The sequence below is a fragment of the Acinetobacter tjernbergiae DSM 14971 = CIP 107465 genome (genome assembly GCF_000374425.1).
GTDB lineage: Bacteria > Pseudomonadota > Gammaproteobacteria > Pseudomonadales > Moraxellaceae > Acinetobacter > Acinetobacter tjernbergiae.
In genome coordinates, this window is the sequence record NZ_KB894353.1 from 46625 (window position 1) to 68271 (window position 21647).

The 21647-nt window shown below is 40.2% G+C and carries 12 protein-coding genes and 1 CRISPR repeat array (1 of these 13 cut by a window edge); of the genes, 4 read left to right on the forward strand and 8 right to left on the reverse strand.

Annotated elements, in window-relative coordinates; genetic code table 11:
• Positions 1 to 5 precede the first annotated feature (5 nt).
• On the reverse strand, positions 6 to 626 hold the full coding sequence (locus tag C502_RS0100200; RefSeq protein ID WP_018676841.1) for a TetR/AcrR family transcriptional regulator: 621 nt from the start codon (positions 624 to 626) through the stop codon (positions 6 to 8).
• A 112-nt stretch (positions 627 to 738) separates the two neighbouring features.
• Here C502_RS0100200 and C502_RS0100205 point away from each other — a divergent pair, with 112 nt between their 5' ends.
• Positions 739 to 1206 carry a hotdog fold domain-containing protein gene (locus C502_RS0100205; RefSeq protein ID WP_018676842.1) on the forward strand — a complete coding sequence of 156 codons (468 nt, stop codon included), beginning with the start codon at positions 739 to 741 and terminating at the stop codon, positions 1204 to 1206.
• Between the two features lie 53 nt (positions 1207 to 1259).
• Here the strand turns inward: C502_RS0100205 and C502_RS0100210 are convergent, their stop codons facing one another.
• Positions 1260 to 2354 carry a fatty acid desaturase family protein gene (locus C502_RS0100210; protein ID WP_023274706.1) on the reverse strand — a complete coding sequence of 365 codons (1095 nt, stop codon included), beginning with the start codon at positions 2352 to 2354 and terminating at the stop codon, positions 1260 to 1262.
• Positions 2355 to 2368: 14 nt separating this feature from the next.
• The gene (locus C502_RS0100215; RefSeq protein ID WP_018676844.1) at positions 2369 to 3436 is read right to left on the reverse strand and encodes a ferredoxin reductase; all 1068 of its coding nucleotides are present in this window, start codon (positions 3434 to 3436) and stop codon (positions 2369 to 2371) included.
• A 138-nt stretch (positions 3437 to 3574) separates the two neighbouring features.
• Between C502_RS0100215 and fabR the strand changes: the two genes are divergently transcribed.
• The 3 genes from fabR (at position 3575) to dps (ending at position 6080) form a co-directional block, all read left to right on the forward strand.
• Positions 3575 to 4273 (forward strand): HTH-type transcriptional repressor FabR, encoded by a 699-nt coding sequence (gene fabR / locus C502_RS0100220; RefSeq protein WP_018676845.1) that lies wholly within the window; start codon positions 3575 to 3577, stop codon positions 4271 to 4273.
• 85 nt (positions 4274 to 4358) lie between these two features.
• Positions 4359 to 5375 (forward strand): AI-2E family transporter, encoded by a 1017-nt coding sequence (locus C502_RS0100225; RefSeq protein ID WP_018676846.1) that lies wholly within the window; start codon positions 4359 to 4361, stop codon positions 5373 to 5375.
• Positions 5376 to 5588: 213 nt separating this feature from the next.
• On the forward strand, positions 5589 to 6080 hold the full coding sequence (gene dps / locus C502_RS0100230) for a DNA starvation/stationary phase protection protein Dps (RefSeq protein WP_018676847.1): 492 nt from the start codon (positions 5589 to 5591) through the stop codon (positions 6078 to 6080).
• Between the two features lie 56 nt (positions 6081 to 6136).
• On the opposite strand, the gene rapA is transcribed toward dps, so the two are convergent.
• The 5 genes from rapA to C502_RS0100255 form a co-directional block, all read right to left on the reverse strand.
• Positions 6137 to 8965 (reverse strand): RNA polymerase-associated protein RapA, encoded by a 2829-nt coding sequence (rapA, locus tag C502_RS0100235; protein ID WP_018676848.1) that lies wholly within the window; start codon positions 8963 to 8965, stop codon positions 6137 to 6139.
• A gap of 186 nt (positions 8966 to 9151) precedes the next feature.
• Positions 9152 to 9796, reverse strand: a complete 645-nt coding sequence (locus C502_RS0100240) for an RluA family pseudouridine synthase (RefSeq protein WP_171067592.1) — start codon at positions 9794 to 9796, stop codon at positions 9152 to 9154.
• Between the two features lie 149 nt (positions 9797 to 9945).
• A complete protein-coding gene (gene hemL / locus C502_RS0100245; protein ID WP_018676850.1) occupies positions 9946 to 11253 on the reverse strand; it encodes a glutamate-1-semialdehyde 2,1-aminomutase in 1308 nt (435 codons plus the stop codon).
• 81 nt (positions 11254 to 11334) lie between these two features.
• Positions 11335 to 11946, reverse strand: a complete 612-nt coding sequence (gene thiE / locus C502_RS0100250; protein WP_018676851.1) for a thiamine phosphate synthase — start codon at positions 11944 to 11946, stop codon at positions 11335 to 11337.
• Between the two features lie 46 nt (positions 11947 to 11992).
• Positions 11993 to 13000, reverse strand: a complete 1008-nt coding sequence (locus C502_RS0100255; protein WP_023274705.1) for a S1 family serine peptidase — start codon at positions 12998 to 13000, stop codon at positions 11993 to 11995.
• A 122-nt stretch (positions 13001 to 13122) separates the two neighbouring features.
• Positions 13123 to 21647: direct repeats of the CRISPR family, unit length 28 nt; unit sequence TTTCTAAGCTGCCTACATGGCAGTGAAC (it continues 1287 nt past the right edge of the window).

Here is a 21647-nt window from a genome sequence, read left to right on the forward strand (position 1 = left end):
TCATGCTATAAGTTCTGCAATGAATCCCAAGCAGCCTGAGCCAAGTTTTCCCGATAAACATTTGGGTTGGTAAGCACTTTTTCAGATAACCATGCTCGACAATAACTTTCAGTTGCACCAATCACCAATGAGATCATCAATTCAGGCGGTACTGATTTCAATAACTTAGCATCGCTATATGTCGACATATAGCTCACGATTTTTTGATTTCTCAGTTTATTTTTTTCATTTAACAATGGTCGGTACTCACTTTGCATCACATTAAAATGAGCAAGCATTAAAAATTTTGCAAAATGTGGTTGATCAGCAACCCAATCAACATAGCTATAAATCAAAGCATTCAGCACCTCTTTTAAAGATTGCGTATTGTCGAGGTATTGATCTCTCAACAAAGCTTGATCATCCAAAGCAGCAAAAACCAGTGCAGCAATGATCCCCTCCTTATTTTTAAAATGGTGATAAATTGCCCCGACACTACTTTCAGACTTGTCTCGGATCATTTCAATACTGGTTGCATCTAAACCATATTCAAGAAAACACGACAAGGCATCCAATAAGATTTGTCTTTTTAACAATGATCTACGTTGTGGGTATAAGCGTTCTAATAATTGCTGAGCCGTTTGCATAAGTTATTTAAATTTACCAATCATCGGAACTATTGTGAATGACTTGACCACAACTTGTAAACAGAATTATATTCCATTAAAGAATTTAATTCTGTTTAATAGGAAACTCTAAATGCCTTCAACTTTGGAATTATGGAACAAAGCTTCGGCTCTACCTGCTGGAAAATGGACATTCACACGGATGTTATGTTTAAAAGCCCCTTATTTCAGTAGCATTTCGCCCTTATTTGAGGAGTTAAAACCAAACTCTTGCAAAATATCGATTAAGAAAAAACGTTCTGTACTGAATCACATTGGTACAGTTCATGCGATTGCAATGTGTAATATGGCAGAACTTGCAGGCGGCACCATGACTGAGGTGACTGTTCCAGCCACACATCGCTGGATTCCAAAAGGTATGACTGTCGAATATTTAAAGAAAGCAGATACAGATCTCATCGCGATCGCAACACCTGTAGAGGATCACTATGATTGGGAGAAAGCTGGAGAATATCTAGTGAATGTCGATGTACTCGATCAGCACAACGATAAAGTCTTTCATGCCACTATTACCATGTGGGTTTCAAAAAAGAAAAAATAAAAGTAAAAAGCCCCGAACATGGTATTCGGGGCTGTTCTGCTTGAGTTAGTTTTTTACTTTTTAAAAGGAAGCGCATATTTAAAAATACGCCCTACCACTTCACCGAATTGTTTTACAAAACTAGCATTATTGTAATTTAAACCATATTTCTCACATACAGCTTCTACTTTAGGTGCAATTTGACGATAGCGACGTGCAGGAATATCTGGGAATAAATGATGCTCAATTTGATGGCTCAAATGCCCTGTCAAAATATGAAATGCTTCTGAACCTGTTAAATTAGATGAACCGCGAATTTGGCGCATATACCAGTGTCCACGACTTTCATCTTGCAAGACCGTTTTTGGAAATACTTCTGCGTCTTTAGTAAAATGACCACAAAAAATAATACTAAACGTCCAAATATTGCGAATGCCATTGGCAACTAGGTTTCCAGTAAACACAGGAATCGCTGATGGCCCTGCAATTAATGGAAAAAACACATAGTCTCTTAATAATTGCTTGGCAATTTTCTTCTGTGCAGGCTGCCATTCACGTTTGAATTGCGCCATTGATTTACGTTTATAAATCAATTTCCCTATTTCGAGATTTTGAATCGCCACGCCCCACTGAAACAATAAACAAAATGGAATACTGTAAACAGGCTGAAATAAGAAACCAGGCTTCCAACGTTGTTCAGGGAACAATCGTAGCAAACCGTAGCCAATATCATCATCCATCCCTTTAATATTGGTGTAGGTATGATGCTTGTAATTATGCGTTTGGCGCCAGTTATCTGAGGTTCCAACAGTATCCCACTCATAAGTCTGACCATTAAATTTTGGATCATTCATCCAGTCATATTGCCCATGCATCACATTATGACCGAGTTCCATATTTTCCATGATTTTGGCAAAACCCAGTAGACCCGTTCCTAACAACCATGCTGGTGGAAACCATCCTGCAAACAACAAAGCTCTTCCGAGTAAGCTGCTATAACGAACTGAAGCATAAACGCGACGAATGTACTTCGCATCTTTCTCACCCAAATCATCCAAAACTTCTTGTTTGATTTGATCGAGTTCTCGAGCAAATGCATCTAACTCAGCAGCAGTCAATTCACTGTTTTTAGGATTCTTAAAATATTCAATTTTAACAGGCATATTCATAATCAATTTCTCACTTATAGATCAATCACAAGATCAGATTGAGCGGAATTTACGCAAATTTTTAGCAACTGAGCAGGTTCATGATTCACTGAACCATTCAATAAATTTTGAGTTGAGCCTTGGGCTTTGGTACAAGCACATTTATTACAAATACCCATACGGCAACCATGATTAGGTTTAACACCTTGATGCTCCAAACTAGAAAGAATGGATTGTCCTTTAGGAATCACGACTGTTTTATTGGATTGAGTCAATCGCACATTTACAAAACCAGTTTCCGAAGCATCCACATCCAATTGGCTCAAACTAAAAGCTTCTGTTTGAAGCAAGGCAGCATCAGAAAATAATGTTTCTACGGTCGCAGCAAAACCTGATGGCCCACAGGCATATACAGTGGTCGCATTTAAAGCTGAAATTTGGTCTACATGGTTTTGATTTAAACGTTGATCTTGCTCTTGGGTATAAAAAATTTGATAACTGAATTGAGAGAAATTTTCTGCCGTTTCTTTTAAATATTCAGCATAGGCGGCATCAGCCTGAGTTTTCACCCAATACAGCAACTGGACAGATGTCGTTGAAAACTGTTTAGTTTGACTCAAACTTTCGATCAGGCTCAGCATTGGCGTAATGCCACTACCTGCTGCAAGTAATAACAGATTGGGGGTTTGAATATGCTGCTGCATATCGCCATAAGGTTGCCCTAAATAGACAATATCCCCAGCTTTAGATTGTTCGACCAACCATGAACTCACCAAACCTTGATCAACTTTTTTGACGGTTAAACAAAGATGATCTGCGTCTAATTGCATCAAGCTATAAGTACGTTCGTAATGACGCCCTGCGATTTCAACAGTGACAGGATGATGTTGTCCTGCTGCACCGCGCTGTACATGACGATTGCATTGCAAAATAAGGCTAACCGTATCTTTAGCCACTGTTTGTTTTTTTACGACTTTAGCAAGTGATTGGTTGACCGACCAAAGTGGATTGATTTTTTGTAGCCAAAAATTGGCATCATGGTTCGTGATTACGCTTTGGGCTATTGAATTGAATAGAGAAATTCTCTTTTCGACTACTTGCATGAGCGGGAACTCTGATCATTTTTTAATTATTATACATATGTATATATATTTGTATATATATTCGTATAAGAATTTACATTTCCCAAGTACTCAGACAATCGCTATAATCCCGAGTAGCTTACTTATATTTTGAAAATAATGGTTCAGTCTTCTTCTTTTTTACCGCTCGGTCATGACACAATAAATGAACAAGATGTCATTGCCATGAAATCTCCTGTACGCTCGGTTGGTAGAAAAGCAACCATTACAAGAGAAGAACTCTTCCAAGCGACCTTAAATTTAATCGGTCCTCAAAAAAGTATTGCCTCTTTAAGCTTACGTGAAGTGGCGCGTGAAGCAGGTATCGCACCAAATAGTTTTTATCGCCATTTCAAAGACATCGATGAACTTGCAATCGCCTTAATTGATCGCGCAGGTTTGGTGTTACGTAAGATTATTCGTGAAGCACGTTTACAAGCTTCTATGCAGCAAAGCATTATCCGCAGTTCAGTTGAAGTTTTCATTCAACAATTAGATGCCGATGAAGGCTACCTCAGTTTATTACTTCGTGAAGGTTATACAGGTTCTACCTCGTATAAATCGGCTGTAGATCGTCAGCTGAATTTCTTTCAACAAGAACTTCAAGAAGATTTGATTCGCTTGGAACAAATGAATGACAGTAAAATCAGTCATGCCGATATTGCAGCAAAAGCAATTACCCAATTGGTTTTTAACATGGGCGCAAAAGTAATTGATTTACCCCCAGAACTACGCACTGAAGTTGCAGAGCAAACCATGGTGATGATTCGTATGATTTTAGAGGGTGCTCGTCATTTCGATAAAATGGAAATTGATTAAGCAATTTCATCAGCATAAACTAGAGCAATTAAGACTTCACCTTTGTCATTTATCATAACTACAAGCTAAATTAGGCATACAGATCATGAATCTTTTGAATGACCGTCAAAGCATCATCGCCAGTTTTTTACTGATGTTTTTGTTTTTGGTGATGGTCATTCCCTTGCATCTTTTGCCTAGTTTTTTCGCAGGTTTTCTCATCTTCGAAATTATTAATAGTTTAAGCTCAATTGTTGAAAAACACATTGATGGTCAACGTGCACGTATCTTTATCAGTATTATTCTCGGGATTTTAACCACTTTCTTGATTGGTTTTTTTATTACCAGTCTAATCAGTTTTGTGATCTATGATTTAAAAGGTACGGGGCTCAATTCCTTTAATTTTAAAATTGATCGAACTCTGATTAAATTCCAAGCAGAAATGAGTCGATATGTTCCGGGTTATCTCCCTCATAGTGTTGCCGACATCAAAAATCAGATTCTTTCATTTATCAAAAATAATATTTCAATTGTGAAAAATACTGGCACAGATATTTTACACAGCCTTGCAACCATGTTGATTGGTCTGATTATTGGTATTTTAGTTTCGATTCAAAACTTCAAACAACATGCTGTACAACCTGTCTTTAAAGCGGCAATAATGCACCGTATTAAAAAACTTTCGACTTCGTTTAAAAATGTTGTATTTGCTCAAGTGAAGATCTCTTTGATCAATACAGTGTTATTTATGATCTTTGTTTTTATTGTACTTCCTTTATTTAATATTCACTTACCTTTCGCAAAAACACTCACCATTCTTACTTTTATTTTCGGTTTACTGCCAATTATTGGCAACCTGATTTCGAATACCTTGATTATCATGGCTGGGCTGACGATTTCACTCTCTGTAGCAGCAATCGCTTTAGCTTACTTAGTGATTATTCACAAACTTGAATACTTCGTAAATGCCAAAATCATTGGTACAAAAATTAATGCGAACGCTTGGGAAGTCCTGCTTGCAATGCTGATTTTTGAAGCTATCTTTGGGTTAAGTGGCTTAATCGTTGCGCCTATCTTTTACGCTTATATCAAATTGGAATGTAAAGATGCAGGGCTGATCTAACGGGTGTTTAATCAGCTCAACTTAAAGTTAACAAATTCATGCATTATTTATACTTATAAACACCTATGTGATCAAAAGAAAAATAATGATAAGCAAAATTACAAAATCCTTGCGAATTAAAACATTCACATGCCCACTCAAAGCATATGCTAAAGACTAAATGAATCATTTTATTCACGATGTTTCATCACATTATAATTGAATGAGGTAACTATGAATTCTTCAGCAGCGGCTTTGAAAGTATATACACGTAATAATTTAGATGACGCCATCAAAGAAGCCACCGTTAAAATATTAAATCAAATACTTGCCAATCTTATTGATCTCTCTTTACTGACCAAACAAGCGCATTGGAACATGCGTGGGAGCAACTTTATTGCAGTGCATGAAATGTTAGATACATTCCGCACCTCAATTATTACTCATTTAGATAATGTCGCTGAGCGTGCGGTACAAATTGGTGGCACAGCACTGGGAACTACCCAAACAGTTGCAGAGACATCACATCTCAAGCCTTATCCTGTTGCAATTCATGCGGTACAAGATCATTTAAAAGAACTAGCTGATCGTTATGGTGTGGTCGCCAATCATCTACGTGACACCATTAATAAAATTCAAGACCCTATTTCTGAAGATATTATCCATGCCGCATTAGAGGACTTAGATCAATATTTATGGTTCTTAGAAGCCAATATTGATCACTAAATCAATTGGCATAAAAAAGAGGACTTTAATTGTCCTCTTTTTTATTACTGTTTCAGTTAAGGCTTAACCACAACCAAAACTTGAATCGCTTCTGGAGTCACAGAAAGACCATCTAATAAGCCTAGACCCTCTTTCTGGAACTTTTGTAAACGCTCAATTTCATCTTGACGAATACTTGGGTTAAATTGCTTGAGATATGCTAAACGGTCAATTTCATATTGCCATTTACTGCCATAATGTTCTTTTGCTTGTTGCATCAACTCTGGCAAAGAGGTTTTGGCAATATCTAAAGCTTGTGCATAACGTGTTTCAATGACATCACGGCGTGCTTTCACAACTTGACGACAGCTATTACCATCTAAGTGGTGTAAGTACGGACGTAAAATACTTGGATCGATCTTGGCAGATAAATCCTGACCAGTTTCACTCAATAAGACACGAATTAATTGTTTCGGTAAGCTAGATGGTAAATTCAATGCCTTTGGTGCAACGACATCGACCTTGAACCAAACTTCCAATAAAACTGAACCTTGTTTCAACGCATTGGATTTAAGCAATGCCACATTGGTACTACCAAATGATTGTGTACGGATCATCTCCATCACACTTTCAATAAATGGGTGTTCCAAAGTTAAGTACTGTGCATCTTCACGGATTTGTGCCTGATCACGATAGAAGGTTGCCGTCATCCCTTCTTCATCCAAGGTGATTCCTTGAACTTGCATTTGATCTGTTGGTTTGATGATCACGGTACCGTTGCTTTGCTCATCAAAATCAATATTGGTTGATGACATGAAACGCTTCACAAACATCGGTAAAGTCGTGTTGTCATCATAGTCCTCAAGTGCTTGCACAATACCTTGTGCCACAATTGGACGGCAAGAGTTGTACTCAAGCAAACGGTCTCGACCTGCTTGCAACTCAGCTTCCAATGCCTGACGCTGTACATTTACTTCTTCAAGTAAATCTTCAAAAGTCTGACCTTGATCTGCCAATAAACAATCTTTGAGTTCAATAATAAAGTTTTCTTGCAACGTTTGTGCGGTTGGAGAAATACTACTGAAAATATTCAGTGCTTCGTTATACCAACGGAACATACGTTCTTGTGCGGTACCCACCAAATATGGCACATGAATTTGAATACGATTTTCCTGACCAATACGGTCCAGACGACCAATACGTTGTTCAAGTACATCTGGGTTTGCAGGCAAGTCAAATAAAATGAGGTCACTGGCAAACTGGAAGTTACGTCCTTCCGAACCAATCTCAGAACAGAGGAGAATTTGAGCGCCATAACTGTCTTCTGCAAAATATGCCGCAGCTTGGTCACGCTCTAATAAGCTCATACCTTCATGGAACATGGCTGTGCGAATGCCTGCATGTAAACGCAATACATTTTCAAGTGCTTCAACCACTGGCCCACTACGTGCGATCAATAACACTTTTTTGTGTTTTAAATCTTTGCGTAGCACTTCCATCAACCATGGCACACGCGGATCATTTTCCATCCATGCACCATCAAGTTGACCTTCTTCTGGCCACATTTGCTCACGCATTTTGCCATCGAATGACCAATCTTCTGGTGCTGGCAAAGGTGCTGGTTGGCAATCACGACCAGGGAAGCCTTGTATTGCTTCACGCGTGTTACGGAATAGAATACGACCTGTACCATGACGATCTAATAATTCATGAATCGCACGCATACGCTGTTCAGGCTGATCATCAATACGATGACCTAATAAGCCGTCTAGTGCAGCAAGGTGTTCTTCCGTCAATGCTTCATCTGACATCAACACTTCTGCAACTTTTGCTGTGTGTTGATATTTTTCTTCTTCATCAAGGAAACGATCGAGGCTACTGAAACGTTGCGGATCGAGCAAACGAAGACGTGCAAAATGACTTTCAACACCTAATTGTTCAGGTGTTGCGGTGAGCAGTAACACACCCGCAGTTTGTTCAGCTAATTCTTCAACAAGATCATAACGATCATTGCCGCCTTCTTCTTCACTCCACATCAAATGATGTGCTTCATCAACCACCAGTAAATCGAAACCTGCCTCAACCGCTTGCTCACGCAAATCATCATGGTCAACCATCAAATCGACACTCGCAATAATGCATTGCTCAGTCAGGAAAGGATTTAGATCAGGATCGTGCTCTTTGATTGATGCTGTGCGAGTTAAATCAAATAGAGAAAATTGCAAATTGAAACGGCGACGCATTTCAATCATCCACTGATACTGTAATGAATCAGGTACTAAAATTAGGATACGCTCTGAACGTCCTGTTTTCAGTTGTTGATGGATAATCAAACCCGCTTCAATGGTTTTACCCAAACCGACTTCATCGGCTAACAATACGCGTGGTGCAAAACGTTTACCCACTTCGTGTGCGATATACAGTTGATGTGGAATCAAACCCACACGCGCACCCAAAAAACCACGTAAAGGACTGGTATGCATTTGCGCTTGCAATAGCATCGCTTCAATACGCAGGTCATACCATTCTTTATAATCAACTTGGCTAGCTAACAGACGTTCCAAAGGTTTTGATAGTTGGATTTGCGCACCAATACGAGTTTCGTTCAATGACTTACGTTCTTGTTCGCCATTTTCGAGGCTACGGACGACATCGTAACGAAGCACGCCATGACGGTCTTCAACCGATTCAACAATCCACTTAACACCTTCTTGATCTTGTACTTCATCTTTGACATTAAAGATGATACGAGACAAAGGCGCGTTGTTACGTGCATAAACACGCGTTTCATCACTTTTCGGGAATAAAATGCTGATAGAACGTTCATCTACATCAATAAGAACACCTAGACCGAGTTCAGTTTCTGTATCCGATAACCAACGTTGACCAATAGCAAACGGCTGCAATTTATTCCACCTTTTTTCATGTTAGCCCACATATTGTATGCCTTAAACTGACGAAAGCTTAAGCTACTTTATGTAGTTTTAAATTTGGTATTTACGAGCAATCAACTGCGCAAATAACCCTAATATTTTGACATAAAGCTTGCTCAAATAGCGCGCTTTACATCTAGTTTGATCAAAAAAATACGATTAAAACGGCACTGGGCAGTCAAAACTGAGTTGAGTGCCTGTTTTAGGATGAGCAAAGCTTAATTGCATTGCATGTAAACACAAACGCGCATAAAGCTGCTGTTGTTCTGGTGTGGCATATAAAGTATCACCCAAAATCGGATGACCTAAATATTGCATATGTACACGAAGCTGATGTGAACGCCCTGTAATCGGAGTCAATTTAACTCGGGTTACTGCTTGTCCTTGAATTTCGAAATGCTCAATGGCTTGCCATTCGGTTAATGCAGGCTTGTGATGTGCTGCATCAACGATATGTAATGGCGGACGACTTGGATCATAAATCACAGGAATATCAACTGTGCCCTGACCCTCTAAATGACCAGCAACCAAAGCTTGATAAATTTTTGAGGTTTGACGGTCTTGGAATTGACGTGAAATATTGCTCTGTCCAAATTTGGATAAACCAAACACCAAAATACCCGAGGTATCACGATCTAAACGATGAATGAGTAGAGTTTTCGGTTCTAATTTTAATAAACGATTGATCAGACAGTCTTGTAAATCAGGTGTTTTCCCCGGCACTGTCAGAAGTCCAGCAGGTTTATGGATGACCATAAAATCTTCATCACGATGAATCAAATGTTCATTTAGAAAATCTATCAAGGTAGCCTTCCAACGACTGGATGAAAACAAGCGGGCAATCATAAAAAGCTTAGCTTAGAAATACAATCAAAAAATCAATTTAATTCTACTTTTTATTCTCACTGAAAAAAACACCACCGTAGTTACTGTGGTGTTTTCATCATTTTAATTTAAATAGATGCTTTCATTTCAGCAAAAGTTTCTTTTGCTGCCTGAATGGTCGCTGCAATATCTTGATCTGAATGCATAGACGAAATAAAGCCAGCTTCAAATGCAGATGGTGCAAGATATACGCCACGCGCTAACATGCCGTGGAAAAATTTCTTAAATGCATCAACATCACACGCTAACATCGAATCAAAGCTCGTAATGTCATCTTGATCTGTGAAATACAAACCGAACATTCCACCGACTTGTTGGGTTTTAAATGGAATACCTGCTTCATCTGCCGCAGCTTGTAACCCTGCAAGCAATTTTGCTAACTGTGCCGCAAGCTTGTCATAAAATTCAGGTTCACGTAGATGTTTGAACATCGCGATACCGGCACGCATTGCCAATGGATTACCCGACAAAGTTCCTGCTTGGTAAACACCACCTAAAGGCGCGATGCATTGCATAATTTCACGTTTACCACCGAAAGCACCAACCGGTAAACCCGCACCAATAATTTTACCCAAAGTGGTTAAATCAGGTTTAACATTATAAACCGATTGTGCGCCACCTAAAGCAACACGGAAACCCGTCATCACTTCATCAATAATAAATACCGATTTGTACTCATCACATACATCACGAATCGCTTGCAAGAAACCATCAATTGGCGTAACCAAGTTCATGTTGCCTGCAACTGGCTCGATAATCACACCAGCAATCTCATGCCCAAACTTGCTAAAACATTCTTTTAAAGCTTCAATATTATTATATGGCAGCGTTAAAGTATGCTTTGCAAAATCAGCAGGTACGCCTTTTGAGGTTGGTTCACCTTCACCTAAAGTGAGTAAACCTGAGCCTGCTTTCACCAATAACGAATCTGAATGACCGTGATAACACCCTTCAAATTTTACAATCTTGTCACGCCCTGTATAACCACGTGCCAAACGAATTGCGGTCATCGTCGCTTCTGTACCTGAACTGGTCATACGCACCATTTCAATTGAAGGCATGATCTCGCAAATCGTATCCGCTAAAGTAGTTTCATGTACGGTTGGTGCACCAAAACTTAAACCATCTTCCGCCGCAGTTTGTACTGCCTGAATAATATCAGGATGTGCGTGACCTAGAATCATCGGTCCCCATGAGCCCACGTAGTCCACATAACGTTTGCCATCGACATCCCATAAGTATGCGCCTTTTGCCTTTTCAATAAAGACTGGCGTACCACCAACACTATTAAATGCACGTACAGGCGAATTGACACCACCTGGAATATGTTTATTTGCTTGTTTAAATAACTGTTCTTGCTTTGGAGATAGACTCATAAAATGTTCAACCTAAAATCGAAGATGAGGAACAACTAAAGCTCCGAAGAACCTTTGCAGTTCCACAAGGCGAATAAAAAATTATGCAAATAACTGTGCCCATGCAGCCACACGAGCAGGAATTTCGGCTGTTGATCGTCCTAATATATCACTAATGACTGCACAAAGGCTCGTCCCAGCATCAATCACAAGCTGAGAATTTTCAACTGTCAGACCACCAATTGCACAAATGGGTACATCAAATTTTTGCTTTGCCTGTTGAATCACTTCAATCCCAACATTCCCTGCTTCAGGTTTGGTTGAAGTTGCATAAACTGCACCAAAAGCCACATAGGTTGCACCTTCAGCAATTGCTTTCTCAGCCAATTCTAATGAATTCAGACAGGTACGACCAATAATGATACCTTGTGATAAACGTGCAGCGGCATCCGTAATTTCACCATCGGACTGTCCAAGATGTACACCTAAACCAAATTGCTCAGCCAATTCCAAATCATCATTAATCACAAATGGAACTTGGTATGTTTCACAGAGGGCTTGGATTTGTTCAACTTCATCAGGCTGATCAGCTTTTGCAACTTTCTTACGACGATACTGTAAAATCGCAATATGCCCTGTCGCCAAAGCGACCTCTAATTTTTCTAATAATAATTGGAGAGGATCATCATTGGTAATAAGATAAAGACCGCGCATAGTTAAAACTCATCAATTTCAGGTATTCAGTATAAAGCAAAAAATATTAAGCACTTTTAATAAAGCGCCAACGTACAATCGCCAATATTACTAAGAATAAAATCATGAACACACTGACACTTCCACCACCCGATTGGCTTGTTTGGCTACTTTTTTGTTCGGGAACGGTATTTGGATGCAGATAAGCGTTTAACCAATCTGAATAGTTCGCAACTCGAGTATAAACCCCAGGATAACCAACCTTCGCACAGCCAATTCCCCAACTCGCAACACCTAGCAAATATGGTTTTTCTAAATTATTAATCGTTAAACCTGCACCGCTATCACCATAACAAGCATCTGTAAGACTGTCTTGCATCGGTGATTCTGCACAAAGCATATTCTGAGTGATTTGTTGCGCGCTATATAATGATGATGAAGATAGACAATTGGCTAATTTTACGGTGGTATATCTTAAAGTCGTTGGATACAGCGCAGGATTTCTCATCATTTGCCCTGCGTACTGCTGACAAACTAGAGATTGACTATTGTCACAATCTTCTAATACTCCCCACCCTGCAATTTGCGTCATACTCGCAATCAATGCATTTTGTTTTTCTAAAGTTGGATTAATAACGTCGATCGTTTGGCAATTTTTACCACACTTTATAAAATCAACAGCACTTTCCAATTCTAATAGTGCAAGATCGTTATCATAAATATGATTATTATATTTCTCATGTATATACCCCTTTTTAACTTTAATAATTTGTCCTAATTGAATACTTTGTAAGTTTTGTGCGCCAATCAAAATATAATAATCACTGTTTTGTTTTTCGAGTTGTTCAATACAATGTGCTGCTGTCACCACCCAACGATCTGCAACTAAGCTTCCTGAGCAAATGTAGGATTGATAAGGGTCTAAGGGACTAGCTATGAGTGCAACTTGCCACGGGATTTGTGCTTCTGTAGTCAGATTGCCATTGATAATTCGAGCTTTCGGACTCATATTTGCCCATACGCTTTGTATGAAACTAAATAACAGAATACTTAGAATAATAGGATATTTTTTCACAAATATAAGTCCCAAAAAATAATATTGAATTACGCATAAAATAATAAAGCATAAACTCTTTTTATTTTTTTATTTTAACTAATAAAATATGACTAGGAAATAAAAATATATTTAATTTAAACTTTATAAGCTGCCTATATGGCAGTGAATTACAAGATAGCTTAAGCAGTCCTATTGCTTATTTTCTAAGCTGCCTACATGGCAGTGAACATACTTGGAATAAACCATGTGCTGTAGAGTCTTTTCTAAGCTGCCTACATGGCAGTGAACGTGGGAATCCAGCTTGCATTGTTGCATTCTGATTTCTAAGCTGCCTACATGGCAGTGAACATACAGGTAAGCCAATTCAGATTTTTGTTTGTTTTCTAAGCTGCCTACATGGCAGTGAACATGGTTTAACTTGGTCTGATTCGCTTGAAATTTTTCTAAGCTGCCTACATGGCAGTGAACCCTGACCACATACAACGTATTGGTCAGCGAACTTTCTAAGCTGCCTACATGGCAGTGAACTTGCACCCTCTCCAAGCTCGCGATCGTTATAATTTCTAAGCTGCCTACATGGCAGTGAACACAAGTAGATCCAGCCAATGCCACCTTCGGGCTTTCTAAGCTGCCTACATGGCAGTGAACAACATTGGTTTTGCCTGGTACAACAGTTTTATTTTCTAAGCTGCCTACATGGCAGTGAACGAAACAATACGTCCATCTATATCAATTTTATTTTTCTAAGCTGCCTACATGGCAGTGAACAATAATTAAGCCGTTTGGAAAGCGGTCACATGTTTCTAAGCTGCCTACATGGCAGTGAACGCGTGATTGCACAAATTGAGGTCGAATGCTATTTTCTAAGCTGCCTACATGGCAGTGAACAATCAAATCATTTTTAAAAGGAATGTTGTTATTTTCTAAGCTGCCTACATGGCAGTGAACAAAAATAAATGACTGTGTTAAACAATTTGGATTTTCTAAGCTGCCTACATGGCAGTGAACTCTTTGATGAGATTCATGCGTCTACTGCATTTTTTCTAAGCTGCCTACATGGCAGTGAACTGATTCAAAGTCATCAAATGCAATATCGACACTTTCTAAGCTGCCTACATGGCAGTGAACTTGCGTCTAAAGCTTGTTTTGTAAGATATGAATTTCTAAGCTGCCTACATGGCAGTGAACTTCCAAGTGCTCAATTAACCTTAGATTCCACATTTCTAAGCTGCCTACATGGCAGTGAACACAAACCTCGCCTTTCTCAAGATTCTTTTTTCTTTCTAAGCTGCCTACATGGCAGTGAACGAATAATAGGTTCAGGTGTAAATGCGCCAATCTTTCTAAGCTGCCTACATGGCAGTGAACATTATACAAGTGATTGGTCGCGGGCTTTGTCATTTCTAAGCTGCCTACATGGCAGTGAACTTCCTTTTGCCAACTCACCATCTATGCCTTCTTTTCTAAGCTGCCTACATGGCAGTGAACGTGCTATCTGGTATTCACTTCGTAATGTGACTTTTCTAAGCTGCCTACATGGCAGTGAACATTCACCCTGCATTTATGCCAATTAATTTCAATTTCTAAGCTGCCTACATGGCAGTGAACTAAACCTTGATCACCCGCTATCTTTAATTCTTTTTCTAAGCTGCCTACATGGCAGTGAACTGAAAGGTGATGTCTTGCAAATGATTTGTCTTGTTTCTAAGCTGCCTACATGGCAGTGAACATTAAATCATGGTTGAAGTTTGTCCACTAACATTTCTAAGCTGCCTACATGGCAGTGAACAGTAGTGTGAATTTGCATTACTTTTGTTTTTTTTTCTAAGCTGCCTACATGGCAGTGAACTACTGGAGCGATCGGCACAGGCAAAACAACTTTTTCTAAGCTGCCTACATGGCAGTGAACAACAAGGTGCAGCTTCGGCAACTGGTTACAAATTTCTAAGCTGCCTACATGGCAGTGAACTGAGGTTGCGACAAAGCAAGTCATCTGCATCATTTCTAAGCTGCCTACATGGCAGTGAACAAATTGATAGTGCCGTGGGGCGTCAAGGTGCTTTTCTAAGCTGCCTACATGGCAGTGAACTTTGAAGTGGCGGTTGATGGTAATGCTTGTTCTTTCTAAGCTGCCTACATGGCAGTGAACCAGTAACAACTGGTACAGTTGCTTTGCCAGCTTTTCTAAGCTGCCTACATGGCAGTGAACGAACTATAAGAGAGCTGATTATGAGCAATTTATTTCTAAGCTGCCTACATGGCAGTGAACATGCTGTAGCGGTACTCGTTGGAAATGGTCGTTTTCTAAGCTGCCTACATGGCAGTGAACGAACAGGTTGTGCAGCTTGAACCTGTTCTTCTTTTCTAAGCTGCCTACATGGCAGTGAACCTGTGCATTTACTGCACGAGCCTGTTTCAATATTTCTAAGCTGCCTACATGGCAGTGAACAGCAAGATGAGCTGGATTTAAAGTGGGTGGTTTTTCTAAGCTGCCTACATGGCAGTGAACCAACTTCTAGAACTTCAATCTTAGCTTCTTGATTTCTAAGCTGCCTACATGGCAGTGAACATGAACTGTCAGATGCAGTAGAAGTTCCAGATTTTCTAAGCTGCCTACATGGCAGTGAACAGGGTGCAAGGGCTTTTTTTGAGTCACAAGGCTTTTCTAAGCTGCCTACATGGCAGTGAACCTTATGTTGGCCCATATATTGCTCCTGCAATCTTTCTAAGCTGCCTACATGGCAGTGAACAAGACAAGCTTGATCTTGATGTTATGCAAAAATTTCTAAGCTGCCTACATGGCAGTGAACACGCATGTTGAAATGTCTTATCTTCCGTTGGTTTTCTAAGCTGCCTACATGGCAGTGAACTGATCGGTTTTGCGGTTTGAATTTTGATGATTTTTCTAAGCTGCCTACATGGCAGTGAACCCTTGTAGTTGTTTTTTGTTCTATCGAAGTCATTTCTAAGCTGCCTACATGGCAGTGAACACATGATCATGCCACGATCAAAATATCCATCCTTTCTAAGCTGCCTACATGGCAGTGAACTTCACAACCGCAGTGCTTGCTCGGTATGCGTTTTTCTAAGCTGCCTACATGGCAGTGAACCCTGAGTTTTTAGATGCCTTAAGGCGTGGCAATTTCTAAGCTGCCTACATGGCAGTGAACCTTGACTTCGATTTTATTACTATGTTTCGAGTTTTCTAAGCTGCCTACATGGCAGTGAACTGCATCAAGGGGTAAGGATTAAATATCTGTCATTTCTAAGCTGCCTACATGGCAGTGAACATTCGATGCAGCGCGATCTGCTGCATCCTTTGTTTCTAAGCTGCCTACATGGCAGTGAACCTAGGTCAGGCACGGTTCACAAGGATTTCTAATTTCTAAGCTGCCTACATGGCAGTGAACGCACCACTAGATAGACAATAGCCGTTTATAGTTTTCTAAGCTGCCTACATGGCAGTGAACATAGATGAAAAAAGATAAAATCACGTTCGTCTTTTCTAAGCTGCCTACATGGCAGTGAACCTGATTATGAGCAATTTAGGTTTTGAAGTGGCTTTCTAAGCTGCCTACATGGCAGTGAACATTTATAGCCCCATGTCATCAACAAACCAAATTTTCTAAGCTGCCTACATGGCAGTGAACTAACCAACTTTGCTTTCCTGCTTTAACCAAGTTTTCTAAGCTGCCTACATGGCAGTGAACTGAAGCAGCGCATTTTCTTTAATACGGGTAAATTTCTAAGCTGCCTACATGGCAGTGAACTTGTTGCGCCTGATGTTGTATTTATCCAGCTATTTCTAAGCTGCCTACATGGCAGTGAACAACGTTATGGGGGGATTTTCAAGGTTTTTAATTTTCTAAGCTGCCTACATGGCAGTGAACAATATAAGCGTAGAAACGCTGATAACTACCATTTTCTAAGCTGCCTACATGGCAGTGAACAAATCAATAGTTATTTTGTAGGGGCTTAATATTTTCTAAGCTGCCTACATGGCAGTGAACGCACCACTAGATAGACAATAGCCGTTTATAGTTTTCTAAGCTGCCTACATGGCAGTGAACTCTTAATAGGGGAATTAGAAAGGCATCCAAAATTTCTAAGCTGCCTACATGGCAGTGAATAAATTTAAGGTGAATTTTAAAGATAGCTAAAGTTTCTAAGCTGCCTACATGGCAGTGAACTAGCAGACCCTAAACTACTAGTTGAATATACTTTTCTAAGCTGCCTACATGGCAGTGAACTTTAGAAATGAAGTTATCCCAAAGTTTATCGATTTCTAAGCTGCCTACATGGCAGTGAACATACTGATTGACACTAATAGACTAGTGTGCTATTTCTAAGCTGCCTACATGGCAGTGAACTAATGGTTAAAAAACAAAGTTATTTACACTTATTTCTAAGCTGCCTACATGGCAGTGAACGAATTATTCAGCCAAGCTTTAAACTTTGAATTTTTCTAAGCTGCCTACATGGCAGTGAACTCTCGTGCCAATGAAATTCAAAATGATGATGTTTTCTAAGCTGCCTACATGGCAGTGAACGCTTGTATTGTTTAGATGTGTTCTCACCATCTTTTCTAAGCTGCCTACATGGCAGTGAACAAGCCAAATTTCTTATACAGATTTATACAAGCTTTCTAAGCTGCCTACATGGCAGTGAACCACTAATGCTCACAACCGATTCAACTTGTTTTTTTCTAAGCTGCCTACATGGCAGTGAACTGGACAACAACCAGATACTTCACCCTCATATTTTTCTAAGCTGCCTACATGGCAGTGAACTTTCCATTGGTGGTGCAACTGGTTTGCTTGCTTTTCTAAGCTGCCTACATGGCAGTGAACATCACCAGTTCACACGTCCGACCCAATACAGCTTTCTAAGCTGCCTACATGGCAGTGAACTAAACGCTGTTTAAAGTAAGTGCAGCATTTTGTTTCTAAGCTGCCTACATGGCAGTGAACATCAACAACAGCACAGGGCTGGATGAACTACTTTTCTAAGCTGCCTACATGGCAGTGAACGGTTTACTAGGTAAAGTAGACCACTTTACAAATTTCTAAGCTGCCTACATGGCAGTGAACTCTGAGATGTTTAGCAGCTCAGTCGAATATCATTTCTAAGCTGCCTACATGGCAGTGAACCAATTGCGTACGCTGGTACAGCTTGTCACTTTTTTCTAAGCTGCCTACATGGCAGTGAACTGCCGCTTGCTACCCAATAGTGATTTACAGACTTTCTAAGCTGCCTACATGGCAGTGAACTGAAATTTGATGAAAAAGACTGCTGACGCTCATTTCTAAGCTGCCTACATGGCAGTGAACGGCTTTTTATGACACGCCGAGTACAAACACCTTTTCTAAGCTGCCTACATGGCAGTGAACATAACGTTTTGCATTCACGAACATATCATGAATTTCTAAGCTGCCTACATGGCAGTGAACTGCAACTTGTCCGCCGTCTGTAAATCACTATTTTTCTAAGCTGCCTACATGGCAGTGAACGGTTATACCGAAGCTTTAAACGGTGTAGCCAATTTCTAAGCTGCCTACATGGCAGTGAACCTTGTGGCATAGCGTTACCAAAATTACCCATCTTTCTAAGCTGCCTACATGGCAGTGAACTAAAATGGCTGCATTAAGTTTTGATTCAGGTTTTTCTAAGCTGCCTACATGGCAGTGAACTCACAAGCATCAACTGTTTTTAGATAATCAATTTTCTAAGCTGCCTACATGGCAGTGAACAACTACAGGCATTAAAAAGCCCCTTTCGGGGCTTTCTAAGCTGCCTACATGGCAGTGAACACCAGCAACGGCTCAAGGTTGGATGAATTATTTTTCTAAGCTGCCTACATGGCAGTGAACTATTTATACAAGCATCGCAACGACCCTGTGAATTTCTAAGCTGCCTACATGGCAGTGAACGGCTTTAAGTGTGTTGGTGCTTTATTGGATTTTTTCTAAGCTGCCTACATGGCAGTGAACGTTCTACCTTGTTTATGCTGAAACGCTGAATTTTTCTAAGCTGCCTACATGGCAGTGAACTACCACCTTCTTCTAAGTGATAACCCGTATATTTTCTAAGCTGCCTACATGGCAGTGAACTTTCCTGCATTTGCAACAGCAGCATTTACAGTTTTCTAAGCTGCCTACATGGCAGTGAACAAGCACAGCAAATTCTTGCTGATATTTCCAATTTTCTAAGCTGCCTACATGGCAGTGAACAAATAAATCTTAAATTGCAATTGACAAGTTCATTTCTAAGCTGCCTACATGGCAGTGAACAAGCATATACATTAAAAAGACTTTGGCAGCAATTTCTAAGCTGCCTACATGGCAGTGAACACTAACAAAGACTCAAGACGGCTTAAGTATTGTTTCTAAGCTGCCTACATGGCAGTGAACTTTTGACAAGAAAGGGCGTGGTGATCTTGTTTTTTCTAAGCTGCCTACATGGCAGTGAACCATCAAGTAATGCTTCTGCATCCTCTTTATTTTTTCTAAGCTGCCTACATGGCAGTGAACTATACCTTGTACAAAGATTGCCCCTGCTTGATTTTCTAAGCTGCCTACATGGCAGTGAACAATGAGATTTCACTTGTAGACCACTTTACAAATTTCTAAGCTGCCTACATGGCAGTGAACTACATTCAATCGAGATCAAGAAGTTATTGCATTTTCTAAGCTGCCTACATGGCAGTGAACTGTTGACATGGGTGCTTGGCTTAGTTCTGGTGTTTCTAAGCTGCCTACATGGCAGTGAACGGTTGTTGTGGCCCTAGCAAATTATCTGAATATTTCTAAGCTGCCTACATGGCAGTGAACCAAAAATTTGGCTTGAATTGGTCGTTTGCTAATTTCTAAGCTGCCTACATGGCAGTGAACTTGCTTGGGCTGCGGATCAGTTTTCGGAAACTTTTCTAAGCTGCCTACATGGCAGTGAACCGGTCAAAACAGTCAGATCATCAATCCCATCATTTCTAAGCTGCCTACATGGCAGTGAACCTTCAGGTGGTGAATACATGGTTGACTCAGATTTTCTAAGCTGCCTACATGGCAGTGAACGAAAGTGCAATTAGAAAATGAAATGTCTTATGATTTCTAAGCTGCCTACATGGCAGTGAACGCATGAAACTTGCTAAACTTGTGCATCCGTGTATTTCTAAGCTGCCTACATGGCAGTGAACATTGGTCACATGAGCGCATTGCTTTTTTGATTTTTCTAAGCTGCCTACATGGCAGTGAACGTGCTTTAGCTTCACATATAGGTGAAGTTCATTTTCTAAGCTGCCTACATGGCAGTGAACATGATACGCAGTTAATTTTTAATGGAAAAATATTTCTAAGCTGCCTACATGGCAGTGAACCAAATCCCTGTGGATTCATCTTCATTTCAATTTTTCTAAGCTGCCTACATGGCAGTGAACAAGCCATCGCAGACTATGAGGCAATCTTTGGATTTCTAAGCTGCCTACATGGCAGTGAACATCCATGCCAATGTGTAAGCTTTCAGAGGCTTTTTCTAAGCTGCCTACATGGCAGTGAACAATCATGTCAGCAGGTACTGCAATTTTTTCTTTTTCTAAGCTGCCTACATGGCAGTGAACAGCGTTCAGCTCATCAATGGCTTGAACAGTACTTTCTAAGCTGCCTACATGGCAGTGAACTGGTATTCAGCGAGTTGGTGGTCATGTATTAATTTCTAAGCTGCCTACATGGCAGTGAACATCATGTCGTTAAAACGCCCCTAACATTCTTGTTTCTAAGCTGCCTACATGGCAGTGAACTTGATTGCCTTTTAGAATCGAGTCTTTATGTTTTTCTAAGCTGCCTACATGGCAGTGAACTAACTGGTGGCTACTTAGTTGACGATATGGTTTTTCTAAGCTGCCTACATGGCAGTGAACATCTAAATTAAATTTGGCTGCAATAGCGGCTTTTTCTAAGCTGCCTACATGGCAGTGAACTTGGAAATCTGCACTATCAATGTAATGCGCAATTTCTAAGCTGCCTACATGGCAGTGAACTAATGCGAGAGCTTAAAGAGTCGGGTAGTTCATTTCTAAGCTGCCTACATGGCAGTGAACGTTTTTAATTTAAGCCCATCGATTAAATTCATTTTCTAAGCTGCCTACATGGCAGTGAACCAGATTGCTCAGAAGCTTTGGTTCGCCTTGTGTTTCTAAGCTGCCTACATGGCAGTGAACCGGATCGGGAGTAACGCGCCGTTCTCAAGCTTTTTCTAAGCTGCCTACATGGCAGTGAACAGACACGAGCATCATGCTCACGGATGACGACTTTTCTAAGCTGCCTACATGGCAGTGAACTCAAAGAAAATGAACCTGACCCAGAAACGGGTTTTCTAAGCTGCCTACATGGCAGTGAACCAGATGAAAGAGTTGGGTGCTCGTTTGGTGCATTTCTAAGCTGCCTACATGGCAGTGAACTCACTTGGATAAATACAGTTCCTTATTTCTCATTTCTAAGCTGCCTACATGGCAGTGAACCCTGACCACATACAACGTATTGGTCAGCGAACTTTCTAAGCTGCCTACATGGCAGTGAACGCGTTGGTCGTGGTGTTGTTTCTGACGATTCTTTTCTAAGCTGCCTACATGGCAGTGAACGTATCCTTTCGTACTCTGTACGTGAGCGTAGTT

Excerpts from the sequence above, each read along its gene's own strand:
- C502_RS0100210 (WP_023274706.1), bottom strand. The coding sequence starts at position 2,354 with ATGAATATGCCTGTTAAAATTGAATATTTTAAGAATCCTAAAAACAGT.
- hemL (WP_018676850.1), bottom strand. The coding sequence starts at position 11,253 with ATGAGTCTATCTCCAAAGCAAGAACAGTTATTTAAACAAGCAAATAAA.
- thiE (WP_018676851.1), bottom strand. The coding sequence starts at position 11,946 with ATGCGCGGTCTTTATCTTATTACCAATGATGATCCTCTCCAATTATTA.
- fabR (WP_018676845.1), top strand. The coding sequence starts at position 3,575 with ATGGTTCAGTCTTCTTCTTTTTTACCGCTCGGTCATGACACAATAAAT.
- C502_RS0100205 (WP_018676842.1), top strand. The coding sequence starts at position 739 with ATGCCTTCAACTTTGGAATTATGGAACAAAGCTTCGGCTCTACCTGCT.
- C502_RS0100225 (WP_018676846.1), top strand. The coding sequence starts at position 4,359 with ATGAATCTTTTGAATGACCGTCAAAGCATCATCGCCAGTTTTTTACTG.
- C502_RS0100215 (WP_018676844.1), bottom strand. The coding sequence starts at position 3,436 with ATGCAAGTAGTCGAAAAGAGAATTTCTCTATTCAATTCAATAGCCCAA.
- dps (WP_018676847.1), top strand. The coding sequence starts at position 5,589 with ATGAATTCTTCAGCAGCGGCTTTGAAAGTATATACACGTAATAATTTA.
- C502_RS0100200 (WP_018676841.1), bottom strand. The coding sequence starts at position 626 with ATGCAAACGGCTCAGCAATTATTAGAACGCTTATACCCACAACGTAGA.